Genomic DNA, 18,909 nt, shown 5'->3' with positions numbered 1-18,909 from the left:
GGCGTTGATTTTTGGCACGCTGTTGAGTTCTCAAGGAACGGACGCTTCCTTTGTACTCACCCTCTCGGGCTTTCCTCCGGGCGCTTCCCTTCGGTCTTGCGTTTCCGACTCTATCAGATCTTTTCTCGATCCGATTTCCTCGGTGCTTTCCAGGTTCTCGCTTTCGCGTTTCCCTTTCCGGCGGTTCCGACTCTATCAGAACTTTCGGGCCGGTCTAACCGGCCGTTCATTTCCGATTCATCGGGAGGGGCTTCTTCAAGGATCGAATACATCGATGCTTCTAGAAGCAGACAGACACTCACCGCTGCCGACCGGATCAGGTCCAGTCCAGGCAACTGTTCGAATCTACCTCCCCGGTCGATCCGTGTCAACGGCTCTCTTGGGGCGAAGAGGAGACTAGCAGCTCATCGGGGGTGTCTGCACATCGAGCGTGTCGCGCCGTCAGGCGGCTGTCGGGAGAGTGGCGCTGCGCTCGCTCTCCTCGACGTCGCCCGTGGTGCCGGCTCGGACGGCACGACCGCCGAGGACGTAGACGTAGGCCAGGAAGGCCAGCTCGGCGATGACTCCGATGGTGATGCGGGCCCAGGTGGGGAGGCCTGACGGGGTGACGAAGCCTTCGATGGCTCCGGAGACGAACAGGACCAGGGCGAGGCCTATGGCCATGCCCACGGCGGCTCGGCCCTCTTCGGCGAGGGCTGTGCGGCGGGTGCGCGGGCCCGGGTCGATGACGGTCCAGCCGAGGCGGAGGCCTGTGCCGGCGGCTACGAAGACCGCGGTCAGTTCGAGGAGACCGTGAGGCAGGACGAGGCCGAGGAAGGTGTCGAGGCGACCTGCGGAGGACATCAGACCGAAGCCGACGCCGAGGTTGAGCATGTTCTGGAAGAGGACCCAGATGACCGGGAGCCCCAGGAAGACGCCCAGGACCAGGCAGAGCGCAGCGGCCTGGGCATTGTTCGTCCAGACCTGGGCCGCGAAGGAAGCCGCGGGATGAGTCGAGTAGTAGGACTCGTACTGGCCGCCGGGGCGAGTCAGCTCGCGCAGTTCATCAGAGGGCGCGATGGAGGCCTGGACCTCGGGGGTCGTACCGATCCACCAGCCCAGGAGCGCTGAGACAAGGATGGACAGCAGTGCTGTGGGTACCCACCAGTGCCGCGATGTGTAGACGGCGGCCGGGAAGCCGTGTGTGAGGAAGCGGGTCACATCGCGCCAGGACGCTCGGCGGGTGCCTGTGACGGCACTACGCGCGCGTGCCACCAGTTGGCTGAGCCGACCGGTCAGCTGGGGGTCCGGGGCGCTGGACTGGATCAGGGAGAGGTGGGTCGCGGTGCGCTGGTAGAGGGCGACGAGTTCGTCGGCCTCCGCTCCGGTCAGGTGGCGCTGGCGGCGGAGAAGAGCTTCCAGGCGATCCCACTCGGCGCGGTGGGCGGTGACGAATACGTCGAGGTCCATCTGCGTGCCTGCTCCTCGGCTGTTCGTCGGCGACTCGTCGTGGATGTCAGCTTGTCGTACTGGGGCGCGATGTGCCCTCAGCTTGGCAGACTGGCCGTTCCACAGGCAGGTCAGGGAAGGACGGCGGGCGTGAGTGAGCTGGTGACGGGCGAGGCGGTGGCGCTTGAGCTGCGCCCCGCGAGGCTGCCCAGCAGGGCGCTGGCCGTGCTGCTCGATCTGATCGTGTCCGTGGCTGTCTTCGTCGCCGTGACGATGGGTCTGCTGGCGGCCTCGGCCTCGCTGGACGAGGCAGCGCGGACCGCGCTGTCGATCGCCTCGTTCGTTCTGGTGTTGGTCGGCGGGCCGATCGCGGTCGAGACGCTCAGCCATGGGCGCTCGCTCGGGAAGCTGGCCTGCGGGTTGCGTGTGGTGCGGGACGACGGCGGGCCGATCCGGTTCCGGCATGCGCTGGTGCGGGGTGCGATCGGTGTGATCGAGATTCTGCTGACGTTCGGGGTCGTGGCCTGTATCGCCTCGCTGGTGTCGGCGCGCGGCAGGCGGCTCGGGGATGTGTTCGCGGGGACGCTCGTCGTCCGGGAGCGGGTGCCGTACGCCCGCAGCGGTTTCGTGCCGCCTCCCCCGCCCTGGCTGGCCGGGCGGTTCTCGGAGCTCGATCTGTCGGCGGTACCGGACGGGCTGTGGCTTGCCGTCCGCCAGTACCTGACGCGGATGCGGCAGTTGGATCCGCAGGTCGGTTCTGCGATGGCGGAGCGGCTCGCCGCTGATGTCGCGGTTCGTACGGGCTCGCCGGCGCCGCAGGGTGTGCCGCCGGCGGCGTATCTGGCCGCGGTATTGCAGGAGCGGCAGGCTCGGGAGGCTCGGCGGGCCTTCGCGAACCGGTCGGCTGCGGGTGCGCCGTCTGTCACCGGCGGGCCCGCGGCCGCAGCTCCCGCCCCGAGTCCCTACGGGCCGCCCGTGGCACAGCCCGCGCCTCGGCCTGCGTTCGAGGCGCCTCCGGCATCTGCGCCCACGCCCCAGCCCGCCACGCAGGTCACCCGTCCCCCGGCGCCGCAGGAGGAGCCGCCTGCCGAAGGGCCCGCGACCGGGTTCGTGCCGCCGGCGTAACCCGCTGTTGGCGGGGCCGTTCCTGCGGCGGCTCAGGCGAACGACGACGGGGGCGATTCGAGGTCTTCCAGCTCGATGCCGGGAGCCGCGAGGACAACGTCGCCTGCGATGTGCACGGCGTGCTGCTCGCCCGTGTCCAGGGCTGTGACCTGGTATTCGTCCACGGTCAGACGGCCGTTGTCAGTGGCGTGTGCTTCGCTTTTCATCAGGGCCCAGGACTGGTCGACGGTGCGCGGGGCGAGCACGGGGTCCGTGAAGGCGACGAGGCGTACGCGGGTGGCCGAGGCGGAAGGGGTGAGGCGCAGGAGACGAGCGGTGGCGATGAGGAACGCCGGGGATGTGCCGGTGAAGGCGTGGGCGCGCACATTGCCTTCCGTGGCATGAACGCCGGTGGGGTCCGTGCGGACCCAGGTGACGCCGTCGAGGGCGGCGCCGCGCACCTGCCAGCCGGCGGCGTGCAGTTCGAGACGGATGGGGCGGCCGAGTTCGTCGAGGGCAAGGTCGACGGAGCCGCTGTGATCGCCCGAGGGGGTGGTCAGCTGGGAGACGTAGCGCCAGCCGGAGGGGCCGGGGGCGCAGTGGAAGTGCTCTTCTGCGAGGGGGGTGTGATCGTGCGGATCGTGGAGCGAATAACGGCCGCGGGGCATGGGGGTCCTGGATCTTGACGGGCTGCTCCGGCCGCGAAGGGCCAGACGGGCAGGCCCCCGACACGGGGGTGCGGGGGCCTGCCCTGAGGGCCTGCTGTTGAGGAGTGCGTCAGTGCACGGGCGCGCTCCTCACAGACTCCGGCTCAGTAGCGGTAGTGGTCCGGCTTGAACGGGCCGTCGACCTCGACGCCGATGTACGCGGCCTGCTCGGGGCGGAGCTTGGTGAGCTTCACGCCGAGCGCGTCCAGGTGGAGGCGGGCGACCTTTTCGTCGAGGTGCTTGGGCAGCACGTAGACGTCGGTCGGGTACTCGTCGGGCTTGGTGAACAGCTCGATCTGGGCCAGGGTCTGGTCCGCGAAGGAGTTGGACATCACGAACGACGGGTGACCGGTGGCGTTGCCCAGGTTCAGCAGGCGGCCCTCGGACAGGACGATGAGCACCTTGCCGTCGGGGAACGTCCAGGTGTGGACCTGCGGCTTGACCTCGTCCTTGACGATGCCGGGGACCTTGGCGAGGCCGGCCATGTCGATCTCGTTGTCGAAGTGGCCGATGTTGCCGACGATCGCCTGGTGCTTCATCTTGGCCATGTCCGAGGCCATGATGATGTCCTTGTTGCCGGTCGTGGTGACGAAGATGTCGGCCTTGTCGATGACCTCGTCGAGCGTCGTGACCTGGTAGCCGTCCATCGCCGCCTGGAGCGCGCAGATCGGGTCGATCTCGGTGACGATCACGCGGGCGCCCTGTCCGCGCAGGGACTCCGCGCAGCCCTTGCCCACGTCGCCGTAGCCGCAGACGACCACGGTCTTGCCGCCGATCAGGACGTCGGTGGCACGGTTGATACCGTCGACCAGGGAGTGGCGGCAGCCGTACTTGTTGTCGAACTTCGACTTGGTGACGGCGTCGTTGACGTTGATCGCCGGGAACAGGAGGGTGCCGTCGCGGTGCATCTCGTACAGGCGGTGGACGCCGGTCGTGGTCTCCTCGGTCACGCCGCGGATCTCGGAGGCCAGCTGGGTCCACTTCTGCGAGCCGTCGGTGATGGTGCGGTGCAGGAGTTCGAGGATGACGCGGTGCTCGTCGGACTCGGCGGTGTCGACGGAGGGGACCTTGCCGTCCTTCTCGTACTCGACGCCCTTGTGGACGAGGAGGGTGGCGTCGCCGCCGTCGTCCAGGATCATGTTCGGGCCGCCGGTGGGGCTGTCCGGCCAGGTCAGCGCCTGCTCGGTGCACCACCAGTACTCCTCCAGGGTCTCGCCCTTCCAGGCGAAGACCGGGACGCCCTGCGGGTTCTCGGGCGTGCCGTTCGGGCCGACGGCGATGGCGGCGGCCGCGTGGTCCTGGGTGGAGAAGATGTTGCAGGAGGCCCAGCGGACCTGGGCGCCGAGGGCGACCAGGGTCTCGATGAGGACGGCGGTCTGCACGGTCATGTGCAGGGAGCCGGTGACACGGGCGCCGGCGAGGGGCTGGGCCTCGGCGTACTCCTTGCGGATCGCCATGAGGCCGGGCATCTCGTGCTCGGCGAGGGTGATCTCCTTGCGGCCGAACTCGGCCAGGGAGAGGTCGGCGACCTTGAAGTCCTGTCGCTTGTCGACAGTCGTCATGGGGAGCTGCTCCTCGGGATTGGGTCGAGGGTGGGTACGGCTGGTCTGCGCGGCGGCGGACACAGGGGTGCCCGAAGAGGACACAGGCATGCCCGCGTACGCGCAGCGCAGTCCGTCGGAGGCCCTCTCTCCCTCGGTCGGTCCGCGTCGGGACCGCCCGACCGCCATCAGCAGCGACGTCTGGCTCCGTCCCAAGCTACACCGGTCGACCCTGCGGCCCCAGTCCGCCTCCGCACTCGCTCGTCACTCTTCGAGGCCTCGCGGCAGGCGGCGCGGCCCGTGCAGGTCTTCCCGCCAACATGTTCGGCGGCGCGGTGGCCGGTGCGATCGCCGGGGTCGCCGGGGTCGAGGACGCGGTGGTGGTGGGGTGCGCGCGGTCCGCGGAGGGCGTCGAGTGGGGCTTTCTGGACGGTACGAAGGCAGGGCTCGTGTTCATGATCGCCGTACCGGAGGCGGTCGCGGGTGAGGGCAGGCTCGCGTCGGTCAAGGCGCGGGCCCGTTCGGCGGGTTCACGGCGCATCGATACTCTCTGCGGCTGCGGATCTTCCGCGTGGGGAGGGAGTGGTGATGGGTACGGCGCGCAGCCTTGTCGTGACCGCGTGGGTGGTGGGTGCTCTCGGGCTGGCCCTCGTGGCGGGGTCTCTCGTCTGGTTGAGGACGGACTATGTGTTCTCCAGGGTGGGGGCCGACAGCATGTCGCCCACGTACACCGCCGGGGACCGGATCGTCGCCGAGCGTATCGGCGGGGACGAGGTCCGGCCGGGCGATGTGGTGCTGTTCTCCGCGCCGGAGCACTACGGGACCGGGGTTGACGCCATGAAGCGGGTCATCGGCGTGGGCGGTGACCGTGTGGTGTGCTGCACGGGCCTGGGGACGCCGCGGGAGACGATCACCGTCAATGGCCGGCCGCTGCACGAGTCGTACGTGAAGGACGGCGTCGTCGACGGGACGGGGCAGCCGTACGCGGTGACCGTGCCCGAGGGGCGGTTGTTCCTGCTCGGCGATCACCGGCAGAACTCGCGTGATTCCCGTGCCTTCGCCGACGACCACGGCGGGACGTTTCCCGTCGATGCCGTTCGGGGCCGGGTGATCGACAGTTATGCGGGGCCGTTGCTGCTCGGGGCGAGCACACTGCTCGGGCTGCTGCTCGCCGTCCTGGGGCTCGCCCTCGCTATCGGGGCACGGGTCGTGCGGCTGCGGCCGGCGGCGCAGGCGTCGTTGTGGCCGCCGCACATGTGACAGGGCCGCCGTATGTGTGACAGAGGGGTCCGCCGAGTGACTCGGCGGACCCCTCTCCCGTGGAAGCCGTCAGTGGCCGGCGCTCTCCGGCGCCGGGCCGCCGGGCGTTGCCTCGCGGTCCGGGCCCTTGGCGGCCTCGGCCTCGCTGTAGATGTCGGGCTCCAGGTAGATGACGCGGGCGATCGGGACCGCCTCGCGGATACGGAGCTCGGCGGCGTCGATGGCGGCGGCGATGTCGGCGGCCGTGACGTCGTGCTGAACGGCGATCTTGGCGGCGATCAGCAGCTCCTCGGGGCCGAGGTGCAGCGTGCGCATGTGGATGATGCGGGTGACGGTGTCGCCGTCGACGAGCGCGGCCTCGATCCTCTGGACCTCTTCGACGCCCGCGGCCTCGCCGAGCAGCAGCGACTTGGTCTCGACGGCCAGGACGAGCGCGATCAGGATGAGCAGGACGCCGATGCAGAGCGTGCCGATGCCGTCCCAGACGCCGTCATCGGTGGCGAGGGCCAGGCCGACGCCGCCGAGGGCCAGGATCAGACCGACGAGCGCGCCGAGGTCCTCCAGGAGGACGACGGGCAGCTCGGGCGCCTTGGCGTGACGGACGAACTCCTTCCAGGACTTCCGTCCGCGCAGGACGTTGGACTCCTTGATGGCCGTCCGGAAGGAGAAGCTCTCGGCGATGATCGCGAAGACGAGCACGCCCACGGGCCAGTACCAGTGCTCGATCTCGTGCGGGTGCTTGATCTTCTCGTAGCCCTCGTAGATGGCGAACATGCCACCGACGGAGAACAGGACGATCGAGACGAGGAAGGCGTAGATGTAGCGCTCGCGGCCGTAGCCGAAGGGGTGTTGCGGGGTCGCCTCGCGCTGGGCCTTCTTGCCGCCGAGCAGGAGCAGACCCTGGTTGCCGGAGTCGGCCAGCGAGTGGACCGACTCGGCGAGCATCGAGGACGAACCGCTGAAGAGGAACGCCACGAACTTCGATACCGCGATCGCGAGGTTGGCGGCGAGTGCCGCCACGATCGCCTTGGTGCCGCCTGACGCGCTCATGTGTTCGCGTTGTCCCTTCGTACGTACGCCGTCCAGGGCTTCGCCCCTCGTGGGCTTTGCCCAGCCTTTGCCGGTGGGTCATTGTTGCAGCCCGGTGCGACAGTGAAGTGCCGGACCGTCCGATGGGCCGGCGGGGCAACCGCTTTGTGACCTCGGACGGCGCCCCGGACGGCGACTCGAACGACGGCTCAGGCGACGACAGTGGCCCGGAAGACCGTTCCAGTCCCGGACACTTCGGCCTTTTCGCCCGCGGGCACGAAGACGGACTCGCCGGGGGCGAGGGTGTGTTCGCCCGCGCGAACGGAGCCGGCCGTGCACAGCAGGATCTGCGGGGTCGGGCGGGTCAGGTCGTGGGCCGCGGTGCCCTCCGGGAGGACGTACCGGGACAGCCGGAACTCGTCGATGGGGGTCTCGTAGACCTCCTCGCCGTCCGGGGAGGCCTCCGGGCGCAGGACGCCGGGGTCGGCGGCCTCGAAGCGGACGATGCGCAGGAGTTCGGGGACGTCGACGTGCTTGGGGGTCAGGCCGCAGCGCAGGACGTTGTCGGAGTTGGCCATGATCTCGACGCCGAGGCCGTTCAGGTACGCGTGCGGGATGCCGGCGCCGAGGAACAGGGCCTCGCCGGGCTGGAGTCGGACGTAGTTGAGCAGCATCGCGGCGATGACGCCGGGGTCGCCCGGGTAGTGGTGGGCGATGTCGTCGTAGGGCGCGTAGTCGCCGCCGAGGCGGGCGCAGGCGGCCGCGGCCTCGGTGACCGTGCGGGTCATGTCCTCCGGGTCCGCGCTGAGGATCGCGGTGAGCACCTCGCGCAGGGCCGCGTCCTCGGGGTGGGCGTGCAGCAGGTCGACGTACGGCTTGAGGGTGTCGACGCCGAGGCCGTCCAGCAGGTCGGCGGCCTGCACCGGGTCGCGGAAGCCGCACAGGCCGTCGAACTCGGTGAGTGCGCAGATGAGTTCGGGCTTGTGGTTGGCGTCCTTGTAGTTGCGGTGACCGGCGTCCACGGGGATGCCGCGGCGCTCCTCGTCCGCGTACCCCTCCTTCGCCTGCTCCAGGTCGGGGTGGACCTGGAGGGAGAGCGGGGCGCCGGCGGCGAGGATCTTCAGCAGGAAGGGCAGCCGCGGGCCGAACTTGGCGACGGACGCGGAGCCCAGCTCCTTCTCCGGATCCGCGTCGATGACGTCGACGAGCGTGCCCCGGCCGGTGCGCGAGGGCGCGCCCGGGTGGGCGCCCATCCACATCTCCGCCTGCGGTTCTCCGGTGGGCTCGACCCCGAGCAGCTGCGGGATCGCGGTGGTGGAACCCCAGGCGTAGGGGCGGATGGTGTTGTCCAGGCGGTCCATCGGATTCTTTCTGTACGGCGGTCAAGGCGCCCGCCCGCTTGTCTACGGCGGTCAGGACGCCCTCCCCGCTTGTCTACGGCGGTCAGGGCGCCGGCCTGCGTCTGTACGGGGGTCAGGGGCGCCCGCCCCGCGTCTGTACGGCAGTTGGGGCGCTGTCCTGCTTCCCGTACGGCGTCGGGGCGTCCTGCGGCGGTCAGTGCGTCGTGGGCAAGATCAGGCCCCCGAAGCGAGCGCCAGGTAAACGGCGGCGAAATCCGTGATGGCGATCAGTTCCGCGAGGGTCTCCAGCTCGCCGCCGGGTTCCGGTTCCAGTTCGCTGATCGGCGTGTCGTGGCTGAGGGCCAGGTCACGGGCGGCGGGCGCGGCGCTGAGCCCTTCGCTGGGGCGGTCGCGCAGGAGCACCACGCGCGCGTGCAGGGCGGGGGCCTCCTCCACGCGGTCGCGGAAGAAGTCGTCGGGGTCGGCGCTGGCGGCCAGCGGGCCCGCGAGCAGGGCGCTGTGCGTGGCGAGCGCCTCGGGCAGTTCGGCGACGAGGGCGGGGTGGCCGGCGAGTTCGGCGAGGGCGGCAGCGAAACGGCGGCCCGCCGGTCCTGCCGAAGTGCCCTCGGTCCAGATCACCGGGAGGGCGTCGGCAAGCTCCGCGGCCAGGGTCTTCGCCGGGTTGCTGTAGGTCGCGATGGCGGGGCCGCAGCGTTCGGCGATGTGGTCGAGGCGGTCGGCGATCTTGGCGAGGCCGTCGGGCGGGGCGGTGAGCAGGCCGATGCGGTCGAGGAGCGCGAGGAGAGGGGTCAGCAGGGCCCACAGGACGCCGGGGGCGGACGCGGCGAGGGGTTCGTCCTGTTCGTACGGGGCGGTCGCCATGGGGACGAACAGGCCGTGGGCGGCCTCAAGGGCTTCGGCGAGCGGGGTGCGGGGCGGGGCGACGGCCACGACCGTGCAACCGCGGCGGTAGGCCTGCTCCGCGAGCAGGGACAGGCCCGGCTCGGTGCCGTCCGGGGTGGTGATCAGAAGCAGGTCGACCGAGCCGGCCCAGCCGGGCAGTTCCCAGCGCAGGGCGCCTGCGGCGGGGGCGACGCCGGAGGGCGCGAGGCGGGTCACGGGGCTGCCCGGGCCGGCGAGGGTGCCGAGGAGGTCGGCCACGCAGATGGCCGCGGCGCCCGGGCCCGCGATGAGTACGGCGCGGGGGCGGCCGTCGGGTTTGAGGTCCGTGACGCCGGCCTCGGTGGCGTGCCGGGCGGCGGTGCGGACTCGGGCGCCGGCTTCGGCGGCGCCGCGGAGCAGGGCGCGGCGGTCGGCCTCCGAGAGTGCCTCGGGGGCGTCGAGCAGCGATTCGTCGAGCATGGGCGGCAGCCTCCGATTCGCCGGGGCGTCTGCGTCTGGGCGGGGCGCTCTGCGGGGCGGTTCTGGGTGGAGCTCCGGGGGTTGTTACGCCGGGCGGCGGGCCTCGTCGACGAGCAGGACGGGGATGCCGTCGCGGATCGGGTACGCCAGGCCGCAGTCCTGGCCGGTGCAGATCAGCTCGGTGTCCTGCTCCTTGAGGGGGGCGTGGCAGGCCGGGCAGGCGAGGATCTCCAGGAGGCCGGCTTCGAGCGGCATGGGGGGTCCCTTCGGGGGTGGTACGCGTACGTGTGCGTGCGTGTACGTGTACGTCTGCGTTTGTGGATGTGCCTGGTCAGGTTACCGCCGGTGGGGGCGGGGTGCCGGGGTTGGGCGGGATGGGGTTGCGGCGGGTGGGCGGCGGGGTGTTCTTCGCCCCCGCCGCCCCTACCCATTCCCGTCCCCAGGGGCTGCCGCCCCTTCGACCCCGCCAGGGGCTCCGCCCACTGAACCCCCGGCGGGGCTTCGCCCCTGCACCCCACCAGGGGCTCCGCCCCTGGACCCCATCGGCCTGAACGGCCTCGTCCTCAAACGCCGGACGGGCTGGAAATACCGACCGACGCCCAGAAGCGCCGCCGCTGAGGGCTGCGCTCCTTCGGGTGGGTGGGGGTTCGGGATGGTTGCGGGCTCGGCCTCGAACGCCGGACAGGTTGGGTGAACCCACCTGCGCCGAGACGTGCCCGCCCCGGGGCTGCACCCCCTGCGGGTGGGTGGGGGCTCGGGACGGTTGCGGGCTTGGCCTCGAACGCCGGACGGGGCGGATGTACCGACCGGCGCTGAGACGTGCCCGCCCCGGGGCGACAGAGCGGGCGGGCCCCGCCGAGACATGGCCCCGTGGGAATGTCACCCCCCACGGGGTGGGGCATGGGGCGGCTGCGGGTCTGTGTACGGAGCCGGATGGGCTCGACAGGGCGGGCCCTCCGAGGTGTGCCCGACCCGGTGGTGGTGTCCCGTCAGGCCCTGATGATGGCCAGGACCTCGTCCCGCAGCTTTGCCATGGTCGGCTCGTCGCGGGCCTCGGCGTTGAGGCGGAGAAGGGGTTCTGTGTTGGAGGGGCGGACGTTGAACCACCAGTCGGTGGCGGAGACGGTGAGGCCGTCGAGGTCGTCGAGGGTGACATCGTCGCGGGACTCGTACGCGGAGCGGACCGCTGCGAGGCGGTCGGCCTGGTCGGCGACCGTGGAGTTGATCTCGCCGGAGCCGACGTAGCGGTCGTACTGGGCGACCAGGTCGGAGAGCGGGCCCTCCTGGCCGCCGAGGGCCGCCAGAACGTGGAGGGCGGCCAGCATGCCCGTGTCGGCGTTCCAGAAGTCGGCGAAGTAGTAGTGGGCGGAGTGCTCGCCGCCGAAGATCGCGCCGGTGCGGGCCATCTCGGCCTTGATGAAGGAGTGGCCGACGCGGGTGCGGACCGGGGTGCCGCCGTTCTCCTTGACGACCTCAGGGACCGACCAGGAGGTGATCAGGTTGTGGATGATCGTGCCCTTGCCGCCGTGCCGGGCGAGTTCGCGGGAGGCGACCAGGGCGGTGATGGCGGACGGGGAGACCGGGTCGCCGTTCCGGTCGACGACGAAGCAGCGGTCGGCGTCGCCGTCGAAGGCGATGCCGAGGTCGGCGGACTCCTCGCGGACGCGCTTCTGGAGGTCGACGAGGTTCGCCGGGTCGAGCGGGTTGGCCTCGTGGTTGGGGAAGGTGCCGTCCAGCTCGAAGTACATGGGGACCAGGTCCAGGGGCAGGCCCGCGAAGACCGTGGGGACCGTGTGACCGCCCATGCCGTTGCCCGCGTCCACCACGACCTTCAGCGGGCGGATGGAGGTCAGGTCGACGAGCGAACGGAGGTGGGCCGCGTAGTCCTCCAACGTCTCGCGCCGGGTGATCGTTCCCGTCGTCGCCGTCGGCTCCGGGGCGCCCGTGTCCATCCACTGCTCGACGAGTTCGCGGATCTCGGACAGGCCCGTGTCCTGGCCGACGGGGGCCGCGCCCGCGCGGCACATCTTGATGCCGTTGTACTGGGCCGGGTTGTGGGAGGCCGTGAACATCGCGCCCGGCAGGTCCAGCGCGCCGGAGGCGTAGTACAGCTGGTCGGTCGAGCACAGGCCGATCTCGGTCACGTCGACACCCTGGGCGGCGGCTCCGCGCGCGAAGGCGGCCGCCAGGCCCGGGGACGAGGGGCGCATGTCGTGCCCGGTCACGATCGCGTCCGCGCCGGTCACCCGGGCGAAGGCCGCCCCGAACAGCTCGGCGAGCGTCTCGTCCCACTGGTCGGGGACGACGCCGCGCACGTCGTAAGCCTTCACGAGCTGTGACAGATCAGCAGCCACGGCCAACCTTCCTGAAAAGTCCTATCGGTCTTCACAAACTACCCGCAAGGACTGACACCGTGCTGTGCGGACCCTGAGTGGACTCCCAGACGTAACCTCAGGTCAGGGCAGCCCGACTAGTACGAGCGGCACCAGCAGGGCGAGCAGCGGGGTTTGACGGCCCAGCACGGAGGCGACGTCGTCCAGTCCAGAGGCAGTCCGGTGACCTGAGCGAGCGTCACGACGGCGTGCCCATCGCGCCGAAGGCGACCAGTGCGGCCGCCAGAAGACCCGTCAGGCCCGCCAGGTGTCCGCGACGAGCGCGGACAGACCTGCCGAGCGGCAACGCGACGGGTTGCGACTCGGCTCAGTTGTCCGGCGAGCGCAGCACGCGCAGGTGGCCGCGGCGTGCGACCTCCATCGGGTCCGCCGCCCGCGCCCCGCCGCCGGCTTCCGCGGCGCGCTCCTGCGGACGGGCCGCCTCGCGCACGGCGTTGGCAAGCGCTTCCAGGTCGTCGCCGCTGGGACGGGCCGGGGCCGAGCCGTCGAGGAGGCGGACGACCTCCCAGCCGCGCGGGGCGGTGAGGCGCTCGGAGTGCTCGGCGCACAGGTCGTAGCAGTGGGGTTCGGCGTAGGTGGCGAGCGGGCCGAGGACCGCGGTCGAGTCGGCGTAGACGTACGTCAGCGTCGCGACGGCGGGGCGGCCGCAAGCGGTGCGCGAACAGCGACGTACAGGGCTCACGACGTTGGACGGTACCGCACTCTTGAGCGGGCCGCGACGACTCTCCCCCAGGTCACTCCACCGTGTCGTGCCGTGAACCGCCCCACACGCCTCTTCCGACGCACCTCTCTGACCTGCACGAACGGTCATTTTCGGACGGTCGGGCGGTGCTGGATCCGGTCACCACTCGGCACAAACCCCGTCAATTGCCTTGAGATCGACGGTCTTGGAGGGATACGGAAACGAGCCCAACCTTGGCTGGAATGGTCATCCGGCGACATGCCGCGCGAGGCCGTCCCGCGACGTTCCGATGCCGTGCGGTGGCGCGGCGTGGGGTCCCGGTGAGGACTACGCTTCACCAGTGATGGACAACTCCGTACCGCCCCGTGCCGCAGGCCCCGGGCCCCGACGTCGTGATCGCCACGGGCGGGGCATGCGCGGGCCGATCGCGCCGCCGCAGGTGCCGCTCGCCGCGAGCCGTGCCGAGGCGTTCGCGGATCTGGTGCAGGACTCCGTGGAGCGGCTGGAGCGGCGCTGGCCGCAGCTCGCCGACATCGACTTCCTGGTCCTGGAGGTGCCGCCGCTGAACGGGCCGGGGCAGGCCTGGAACGACGAGGCGGTGCCGCTGGGCGGGACGATCTCCGCGCGTGAGGGACGGCCCGCGCGCGTGGTCATCTATCGGCGGCCTGTCGAGATTCGCACCAAAGGGCGGGACGAGCGGGCGGCGCTGGTGCACGAGGTCGTCGTCGAGCAGGTGGCCGAGCTGCTGGGGCTCACCCCGGAGACCGTGGATCCGCGGTACGGGGAGGACTGAGCCGGGGCCCTGCGGTGGGTCGCACAGCCCGGCGCCCGCGAGGTGCCGCCCGCGGCTGAGCGGCACCGTCCTACTTCTGCAGCACCGCCAGGTCCTCGTCCGCCTCCGGTACCTCCACCATCCCCCGGTCGTCCGACAGGGGCTGGATCGTGAAGGCGGGGACGTCGCCCTGGGCGGCGGACAGGGTGCGGGAGCCGTAGACCGGGCCGCCCGACACCGTTTCGACCGTGAGGGCGTAGGTGCCCTTCAGGCCGGTCGGGGCCGGGAGTTCGAGCTGCTGGGTCGTGCCCGCCTTGATCGTGTACGTCTTCGGGGCCGCCGTACCGCCCTCGCTGCCCGCCGACGCGGTGACCTTGACCTGGGCCGTGGCGGTGGGGGCGGTCAGGGCGAGAGCCGTGCCCTTGGCGGTGTTCTGCGCGGAGGTCGCACGCGTGCCGACCGATCGTGTGGCGGGGATGAACGCCGTCTCCTGATTGGCGCCCTTGCCCCGCACGACGCGGAGCGCGGCGACCACCGGGACCGACTGGTCCGTGGGGGTCAGGACCACCGAGCCCGCCTCCCCGCGCGTGATGTCGCCGAGGTCGACGGCGGACGTCATGCCCGACTTCACGTGCAGCGTCTCGTTCCCCGCGGGGGTGATCAGACCGGACGGGGAGGCCAGCTGCACCTTCAGGTCGGCGTCGGCGCCGCCGGGGGTGAAGGCGACCAGGCGTACGGCGGTGGCGTCCTCGGGGATGCCGGGCAGGACGAGGCTGCTCGCGGGGTCCGCGGACGCCGCCAGCCAGTCGCCGCCGAGCTTGTCGTCCAGGGCCTGCACCGCCGCGCCGACGCGTCCGCTGCGGACGCTGACGTGCACGGTGACGTTGGTCTGCTCCTCGGCCGTGAGCGTGGACAGCAGGACCGGATCGGTGGAGTGCGGCGGGACCGTGATGCCGTCCGGGATGTTCGTCTCCAGGGCGCCGTCCTTGCCGAAGACCTCGATGTCGACGACGGCCGCGGAGTCGTCCGGGTTGGTCAGGTGCACGTAGTCCGTGCGATCGGCCGAGGTACTGGCGCCCGGGAACCAGAACTCCGTGTCGGGCGCGGTGCAGTTGACGCCCTGGAGGCCGCGGCCTGTGCCCGCGGTGACCTCCGTGGTCTCCTGGACGGTCCAGCCGGGTGCGAACCTGCCGTCGGCGGTGCCCACGAGCGCGGGCGAGTCGGCGCCGGAGGCGTCCCCGGTGACCGGGGTGCCCGGCTTCTCGACTTCCAGGACGGGCTTGTCGGCCTTTTTGTCGGCCTTCTCGGCCGTCTCCTTCGACTGCTCGGCCGCGGCCTGGAGTTCGGCCTTGCCGTCGCTGCCCGCGCCCTCGGTGACGGGCGTGAAGGAGGTGTACGTCGTCTCGGCGAGGTCGGAGGTGCTGGGCGCCGGGCACAGCAGGCTCGTGCGTTCCACGGGCAGTTCGGCGGCCGCCTTGGCGGTGTCCGTGCCGGACGCCTCCGGGGTGCTCAGCGCAGCGAACCCGGTGACGGCGGCGAGCGCTGTCACGCCGGCGATCAGGGAGAGGGTGGTGCGGTTCACTGCTGGCTCCCGTCGGGACGCTCGCTGCCGTGCGGCTGCGCCGGGTCGTAGCCGGTGTCGTAACCCTGCTGGTACGTCTGGTCGTAGGCGGCCTGGTCGTACGTCCCCTGCTGGGTCTGTCCGCCGTACGCGTACGGGTCGTACTGGCCTGCCTGGTACGGGTCGGCCTGGTAGTTCTGCTCGTATCCGCCCGCCGGGTACGCCTGGCCGCCCTGGTACTGCTCGCCGTGGCCGCCGTACTCGGGGGTGCCCGCGTAACTCGGTGTGTCCCAGTCGCCGTAGGACTGCTGCTGCGGGACGGCCGCGGGGGCCTCCTGCGGGGGAGCCGGGAACTCGGCGCCGTGGCCCGCCTCTTCGGCCTCGGCCTCGGCCTGGGCGCGCAGACGGCGGGCGCGGCGGCCCTCGCCGGCCACGGCCTGGGCCGGGACGGGCTGCTCCTCGGGAAGGTCGTCGTCGATGTCGCGGCGGCGGCCGGGCAGGGCGAGGACGACGAGGACGAGGGCGAGGAAGCCCTGGGTCCACAGCCAGGCGGTGTGGCCGATCGGGTCGTCGTAGGTGACGTCGAGCGTGCCGCCGGAGGCGGGGAGTTCGAAGCCCTGGGCCCAGCCGTCGACCGTGGTGCGGGTGAGCGGCCTGCCGTCCAGGGTGGCCGTCCAGCCCTCGTCGGCGGTGTCGGCCAGGCGCAGGACGCGGCTCCCGCTGCCCTCGGGGATGGTGGTGTGGATCTCGACGGGGCCGGCGGCGACGGGCTGCGGATCACCGGATCCGGAGACGATCATGGCGCGGGCGACGTCCTGGTCGACGCGCCACAGCGCGCTGCCGTTCTGCTCGCTGAGCCGCTTCAGGCCGGGGGTGGCGTCCAGGACGCGGGTCACCTCGCGAGGCGCCCCCTTGTGGACGAGGACGTAGGCCACGGCGAACTGGCCGAGTTGGTCGGCCTGGTCGGCGCCGGAGCCGGCGACGAGGTTGGCGACGACCTTGTCGAGCCGCGCGTTCTCACCGTCGGCCGCGGAGAGTTCCACATCACCGAGACGGGCGCCGGAGCCGCGGACCAGCGTGTAGCCGACGTGGGCCGCGGAGTCGCTGTCGAGGACGAGGGTGCGGGCCTGGTCGCGGTTGCCGCTCTCCTCTGCGACGAACGCGGGCACCTGCACCGGGTCGCGTCGCTCCAGCGGTCCGTCGGCGCCACGGATCATCCAGCCGGCGGCGACGAGCAGCGGGCCCGCGGCGGCGGCGAAGGCGATCAGGGCGGCCACGGGCTGGCGCCAGCCGAAGCTCTGCTCGGCCACGCGTGCGCGTGCCCCGTCGGCGCCGAGGGCGGTGGCGGCCAGCAAAGCGATGCCGTAGACGAGGGTGGCGGGGCCCGCCCAGGTGGAACCGTTGGACAGGACCGCGAAGACGAGGCCCACCAGGGCGACCGCCCAGGCCGTCCAGATCCCGAACTGGCGCTCCGAGCGCAGCAGGGCGGCCAGCGCGGCCAGGACGACGCCGATGAGCATCAGCCCGCCGACCGTGCCGGGGCCGCCGGGGCTGGCGCCCAGCAGGTCGAGGGCGGAGGCGGCCGAGGGACCGTACTCCAGGCCCGCCTCGTCGAAGAAGCCGAACGGGAGCAGCGTCAGCGACCAGGGGGCGAGGATCAGCAGGGGTGTGCCGAGCTGGGCCAGGAAGCGCAGGCCGTAGGCGGTGATGTCGGCGCGGCGCACGGCCAGCAGGCCGATGCCGAGGAGCAGCGCGATCGGCCACACGATCGGCGTGAACGCCGTGGTGATCGTCAGCAGCAGGGCGTACGCCCAGGTGGCGCGCCAGCTGCCACGCGCGCCCGTGGCGTTCGCCAGGCCGGCCGCCGTGACGCCCGCGCGCGCGAGGAGCGGCAGCAGGATCGCCAGGACCGCGGTGCCGATACGGCCGCCGGCGAGGGCGCCGGTGGCCGCGGGCAGGAAGGCGTAGACGACGGCCGCCCAGGCGCGCAGCAGGCGCGACTCGACGAGCGGGCGGGAGGCGAAGTAGGCCGTGAGACCGGCCAGCGGCACCGAGCAGACGAGCAGGACCGTGACGGCGAGCCCGGTGGAGCCGAACAGCACGGAGGCGAGCATCGCCACGATCGCGAGGTACGGGGGCGCGGAGGGGGTGCCGCCGGCGCCGACCGGGTGCCAGGCGTCGAGGTAGCGCGACCACAGCTCCGCGGAGTCGGCGGGGGCGGGCAGCAGGGCGCCGCCCGCGAGGGCGCCGCCGCCGAGGAGTTCGCGGCAGGCGGCGAGCGAGACGAACAGCAGCACCAGGAAGAGCACCGGGCCGGGCTTGCGGGCGATGCGCTTGAGACGGGCGAACTGCTCGATCTCCAGGAAGTCCGCGTCGTCGCCGCCGGGTCCGGACTCGATGCCGCCGCCGTGCCGTCCGGCGCCGGAGGTCGCCTCGGGGTCGGAGCTGCCGAAGAGGCTGCCCGCGGCCTGCTCCACGGTGGCCCGCACGGTCGCGCCGGGCGGCGGGAACAGCGGCCGCAGCTCGCCCTTGTCGACGGTCGGGCGGCCCCTGCGGCGGCGGCCGGCGATGATCCGCTCGGGCCGCAGCAGTACGCCCAGCAGACCGCGGATCTCGTCGACGGCCTGTCCGGGCACCTTGCCGACGAGATAGGCGAGGGTCCGCAGCACGGTGCCGACCAGCAGGCGCACCAGCACCCAGGGCAACGCGGCGGTACGCGTGTTGACGAGCAGGGTGTAGACCGCGCCGGCCTTGTCGACCTTGTGCGGGGAGGCCGTGGTGCGGCCGGCGCAGTCGACGGCGCGGCGCTCGCGGGAGGCCGCCTCGGCGTGTCGTACGACCGCCTCGGGGGCGATGAGGACGCGGTGGCCGGCCGCCTGGGCGCGCCAGCACAGGTCGACGTCGTCGCGCATGAGGGGCAGTCGGCGGTCGAAGCCGCCGAGCTGTTCGAAGACGTCGCGGCGGATCAGCATGCCGGCGGTGGACACGGACAGCACCGACCGGACGTGGTCGTGCTGGCCCTGGTCCTGTTCGCGGCGGTCCAGGCCGGTCCAGCGGCGGCCGGAGTGGGCGATGGAGACGCCGACCTCCAGCAGCTGGCGGCGGTCGTACCAGCCGCGCAGCTTGGGGCCGACGACGGCCACGTCGTCGCGGCCGAGTTCGCGTTCGTTGTCCACGACGCGCAGCAGCTGGGCCAGGGCGTCGGGTTCGGGGGCGCAGTCGTCGTGGAGCAGCCACAGCCACTGCACCGGCTCGCCGTGCGGCAGTTCGGGCAGGTCGTAGGCGTCGTCGCGCCAGCTGCGGGTGACGGGGTCCCAGCCGCTCGGCCGCTTCAGGTAGGGCAGCTCGTCCGGGGTGAGGACCGGGGCGGTGCGGTTGGCCTCCTCGACGGCCTGGCCGAAGCCGGTGCGCCGGGCGAGGTGCAGGACGCGGTCGGGTCCGAGGGCCTCGGTGACCAGCTGCGCGGAGTCGTCGGCACTGCCGGTGTCGGCGGCCATGACGGACTGCACGGGTCGCTCCTGGCCGAGCAGCCCGGCGAGCGCGTCGGGCAGCCAGCGGGCTCCGTCGTGGGAGACGAGGACCGCGGTCACCACATGACGCGGGAACTCTGGTGTGGCAGCGGTGTCTTGCTGGGCTGCCGTGTGGCTGTGCACGGACATCGAGGTACGGGCCCCGGTTCGGTGGACTGTGGTGGACGCCTGCGTCGCGTGAGGGCGGCGAGGCGTCTCGG

At 72.0% G+C, this 18,909-nt stretch carries 14 protein-coding genes and 1 pseudogene; 3 read left to right on the top strand and 12 right to left on the bottom strand.

What is annotated here, in order from left to right; translation table 11 throughout:
* Window positions 1–441: 441 nt before the first annotated feature.
* Window positions 442–1,449, bottom strand: a complete 1,008-nt coding sequence (locus AB0Q90_RS38070; protein ID WP_363166016.1) for a stage II sporulation protein M — start codon at window positions 1,447–1,449, stop codon at window positions 442–444.
* Window positions 1,450–1,578: 129 nt separating this feature from the next.
* Here AB0Q90_RS38070 and AB0Q90_RS38065 point away from each other — a divergent pair, with 129 nt between their 5' ends.
* On the top strand, window positions 1,579–2,553 hold the full coding sequence (locus AB0Q90_RS38065; protein ID WP_363166017.1) for an RDD family protein: 975 nt from the start codon (window positions 1,579–1,581) through the stop codon (window positions 2,551–2,553).
* Between the two features lie 32 nt (window positions 2,554–2,585).
* Here the strand turns inward: AB0Q90_RS38065 and AB0Q90_RS38060 are convergent, their stop codons facing one another.
* Entirely contained in the window at window positions 2,586–3,200 is a 615-nt protein-coding gene (locus tag AB0Q90_RS38060; protein WP_363166018.1) for a hypothetical protein, read from the bottom strand.
* 143 nt (window positions 3,201–3,343) lie between these two features.
* On the bottom strand, window positions 3,344–4,801 hold the full coding sequence (gene ahcY, locus AB0Q90_RS38055; protein ID WP_363166019.1) for an adenosylhomocysteinase: 1,458 nt from the start codon (window positions 4,799–4,801) through the stop codon (window positions 3,344–3,346).
* 567 nt (window positions 4,802–5,368) lie between these two features.
* On the opposite strand from ahcY, the gene lepB reads away from it, so the two are divergent.
* Window positions 5,369–6,040, top strand: coding sequence for a signal peptidase I (gene lepB, locus AB0Q90_RS38050; RefSeq protein WP_363166020.1), 672 nt, complete (start codon window positions 5,369–5,371; stop codon window positions 6,038–6,040).
* 69 nt (window positions 6,041–6,109) lie between these two features.
* On the opposite strand, the gene AB0Q90_RS38045 is transcribed toward lepB, so the two are convergent.
* From AB0Q90_RS38045 to AB0Q90_RS38015, 7 genes and pseudogenes are all read right to left on the bottom strand, one after another.
* A complete protein-coding gene (locus tag AB0Q90_RS38045; protein WP_363165966.1) occupies window positions 6,110–7,090 on the bottom strand; it encodes a cation diffusion facilitator family transporter in 981 nt (326 codons plus the stop codon).
* A 188-nt stretch (window positions 7,091–7,278) separates the two neighbouring features.
* Window positions 7,279–8,430: a mannose-6-phosphate isomerase, class I gene (manA, locus tag AB0Q90_RS38040; RefSeq protein ID WP_363165965.1), complete on the bottom strand. Its 1,152-nt coding sequence runs from the start codon at window positions 8,428–8,430 to the stop codon at window positions 7,279–7,281.
* 213 nt (window positions 8,431–8,643) lie between these two features.
* Window positions 8,644–9,771: an SIS domain-containing protein gene (locus tag AB0Q90_RS38035; RefSeq protein WP_363165964.1), complete on the bottom strand. Its 1,128-nt coding sequence runs from the start codon at window positions 9,769–9,771 to the stop codon at window positions 8,644–8,646.
* An 84-nt stretch (window positions 9,772–9,855) separates the two neighbouring features.
* Entirely contained in the window at window positions 9,856–10,026 is a 171-nt protein-coding gene (locus AB0Q90_RS38030) for a Trm112 family protein (protein ID WP_086773532.1), read from the bottom strand.
* 734 nt (window positions 10,027–10,760) lie between these two features.
* Window positions 10,761–12,125, bottom strand: coding sequence for a phosphomannomutase/phosphoglucomutase (locus tag AB0Q90_RS38025; RefSeq protein ID WP_363165963.1), 1,365 nt, complete (start codon window positions 12,123–12,125; stop codon window positions 10,761–10,763).
* 108 nt (window positions 12,126–12,233) lie between these two features.
* A pseudogene (locus AB0Q90_RS38020) lies at window positions 12,234–12,393 on the bottom strand (L-lactate permease); the annotation flags it as partial.
* Window positions 12,394–12,471: 78 nt separating this feature from the next.
* The gene (locus AB0Q90_RS38015; RefSeq protein ID WP_188289952.1) at window positions 12,472–12,846 is read right to left on the bottom strand and encodes a DUF3499 domain-containing protein; all 375 of its coding nucleotides are present in this window, start codon (window positions 12,844–12,846) and stop codon (window positions 12,472–12,474) included.
* A gap of 343 nt (window positions 12,847–13,189) precedes the next feature.
* Between AB0Q90_RS38015 and AB0Q90_RS38010 the strand changes: the two genes are divergently transcribed.
* On the top strand, window positions 13,190–13,639 hold the full coding sequence (locus tag AB0Q90_RS38010; protein WP_363165967.1) for a metallopeptidase family protein: 450 nt from the start codon (window positions 13,190–13,192) through the stop codon (window positions 13,637–13,639).
* Window positions 13,640–13,709: 70 nt separating this feature from the next.
* On the opposite strand, the gene AB0Q90_RS38005 is transcribed toward AB0Q90_RS38010, so the two are convergent.
* Window positions 13,710–15,200, bottom strand: coding sequence for a DUF5719 family protein (locus AB0Q90_RS38005; RefSeq protein WP_363165962.1), 1,491 nt, complete (start codon window positions 15,198–15,200; stop codon window positions 13,710–13,712).
* Window positions 15,197–18,838: a glycosyltransferase gene (locus AB0Q90_RS38000; protein WP_363165961.1), complete on the bottom strand. Its 3,642-nt coding sequence runs from the start codon at window positions 18,836–18,838 to the stop codon at window positions 15,197–15,199. The genes AB0Q90_RS38005 and AB0Q90_RS38000 overlap by 4 nt, the downstream gene beginning before the upstream one ends.
* Window positions 18,839–18,909 lie beyond the last annotated feature (71 nt).

This window comes from Streptomyces sp. NPDC079141 (assembly GCF_040686775.1).
Classification (GTDB): Bacteria; Actinomycetota; Actinomycetes; order Streptomycetales; family Streptomycetaceae; genus Streptomyces.
This window is presented reverse-complemented; position numbering and strand designations above follow the sequence as displayed.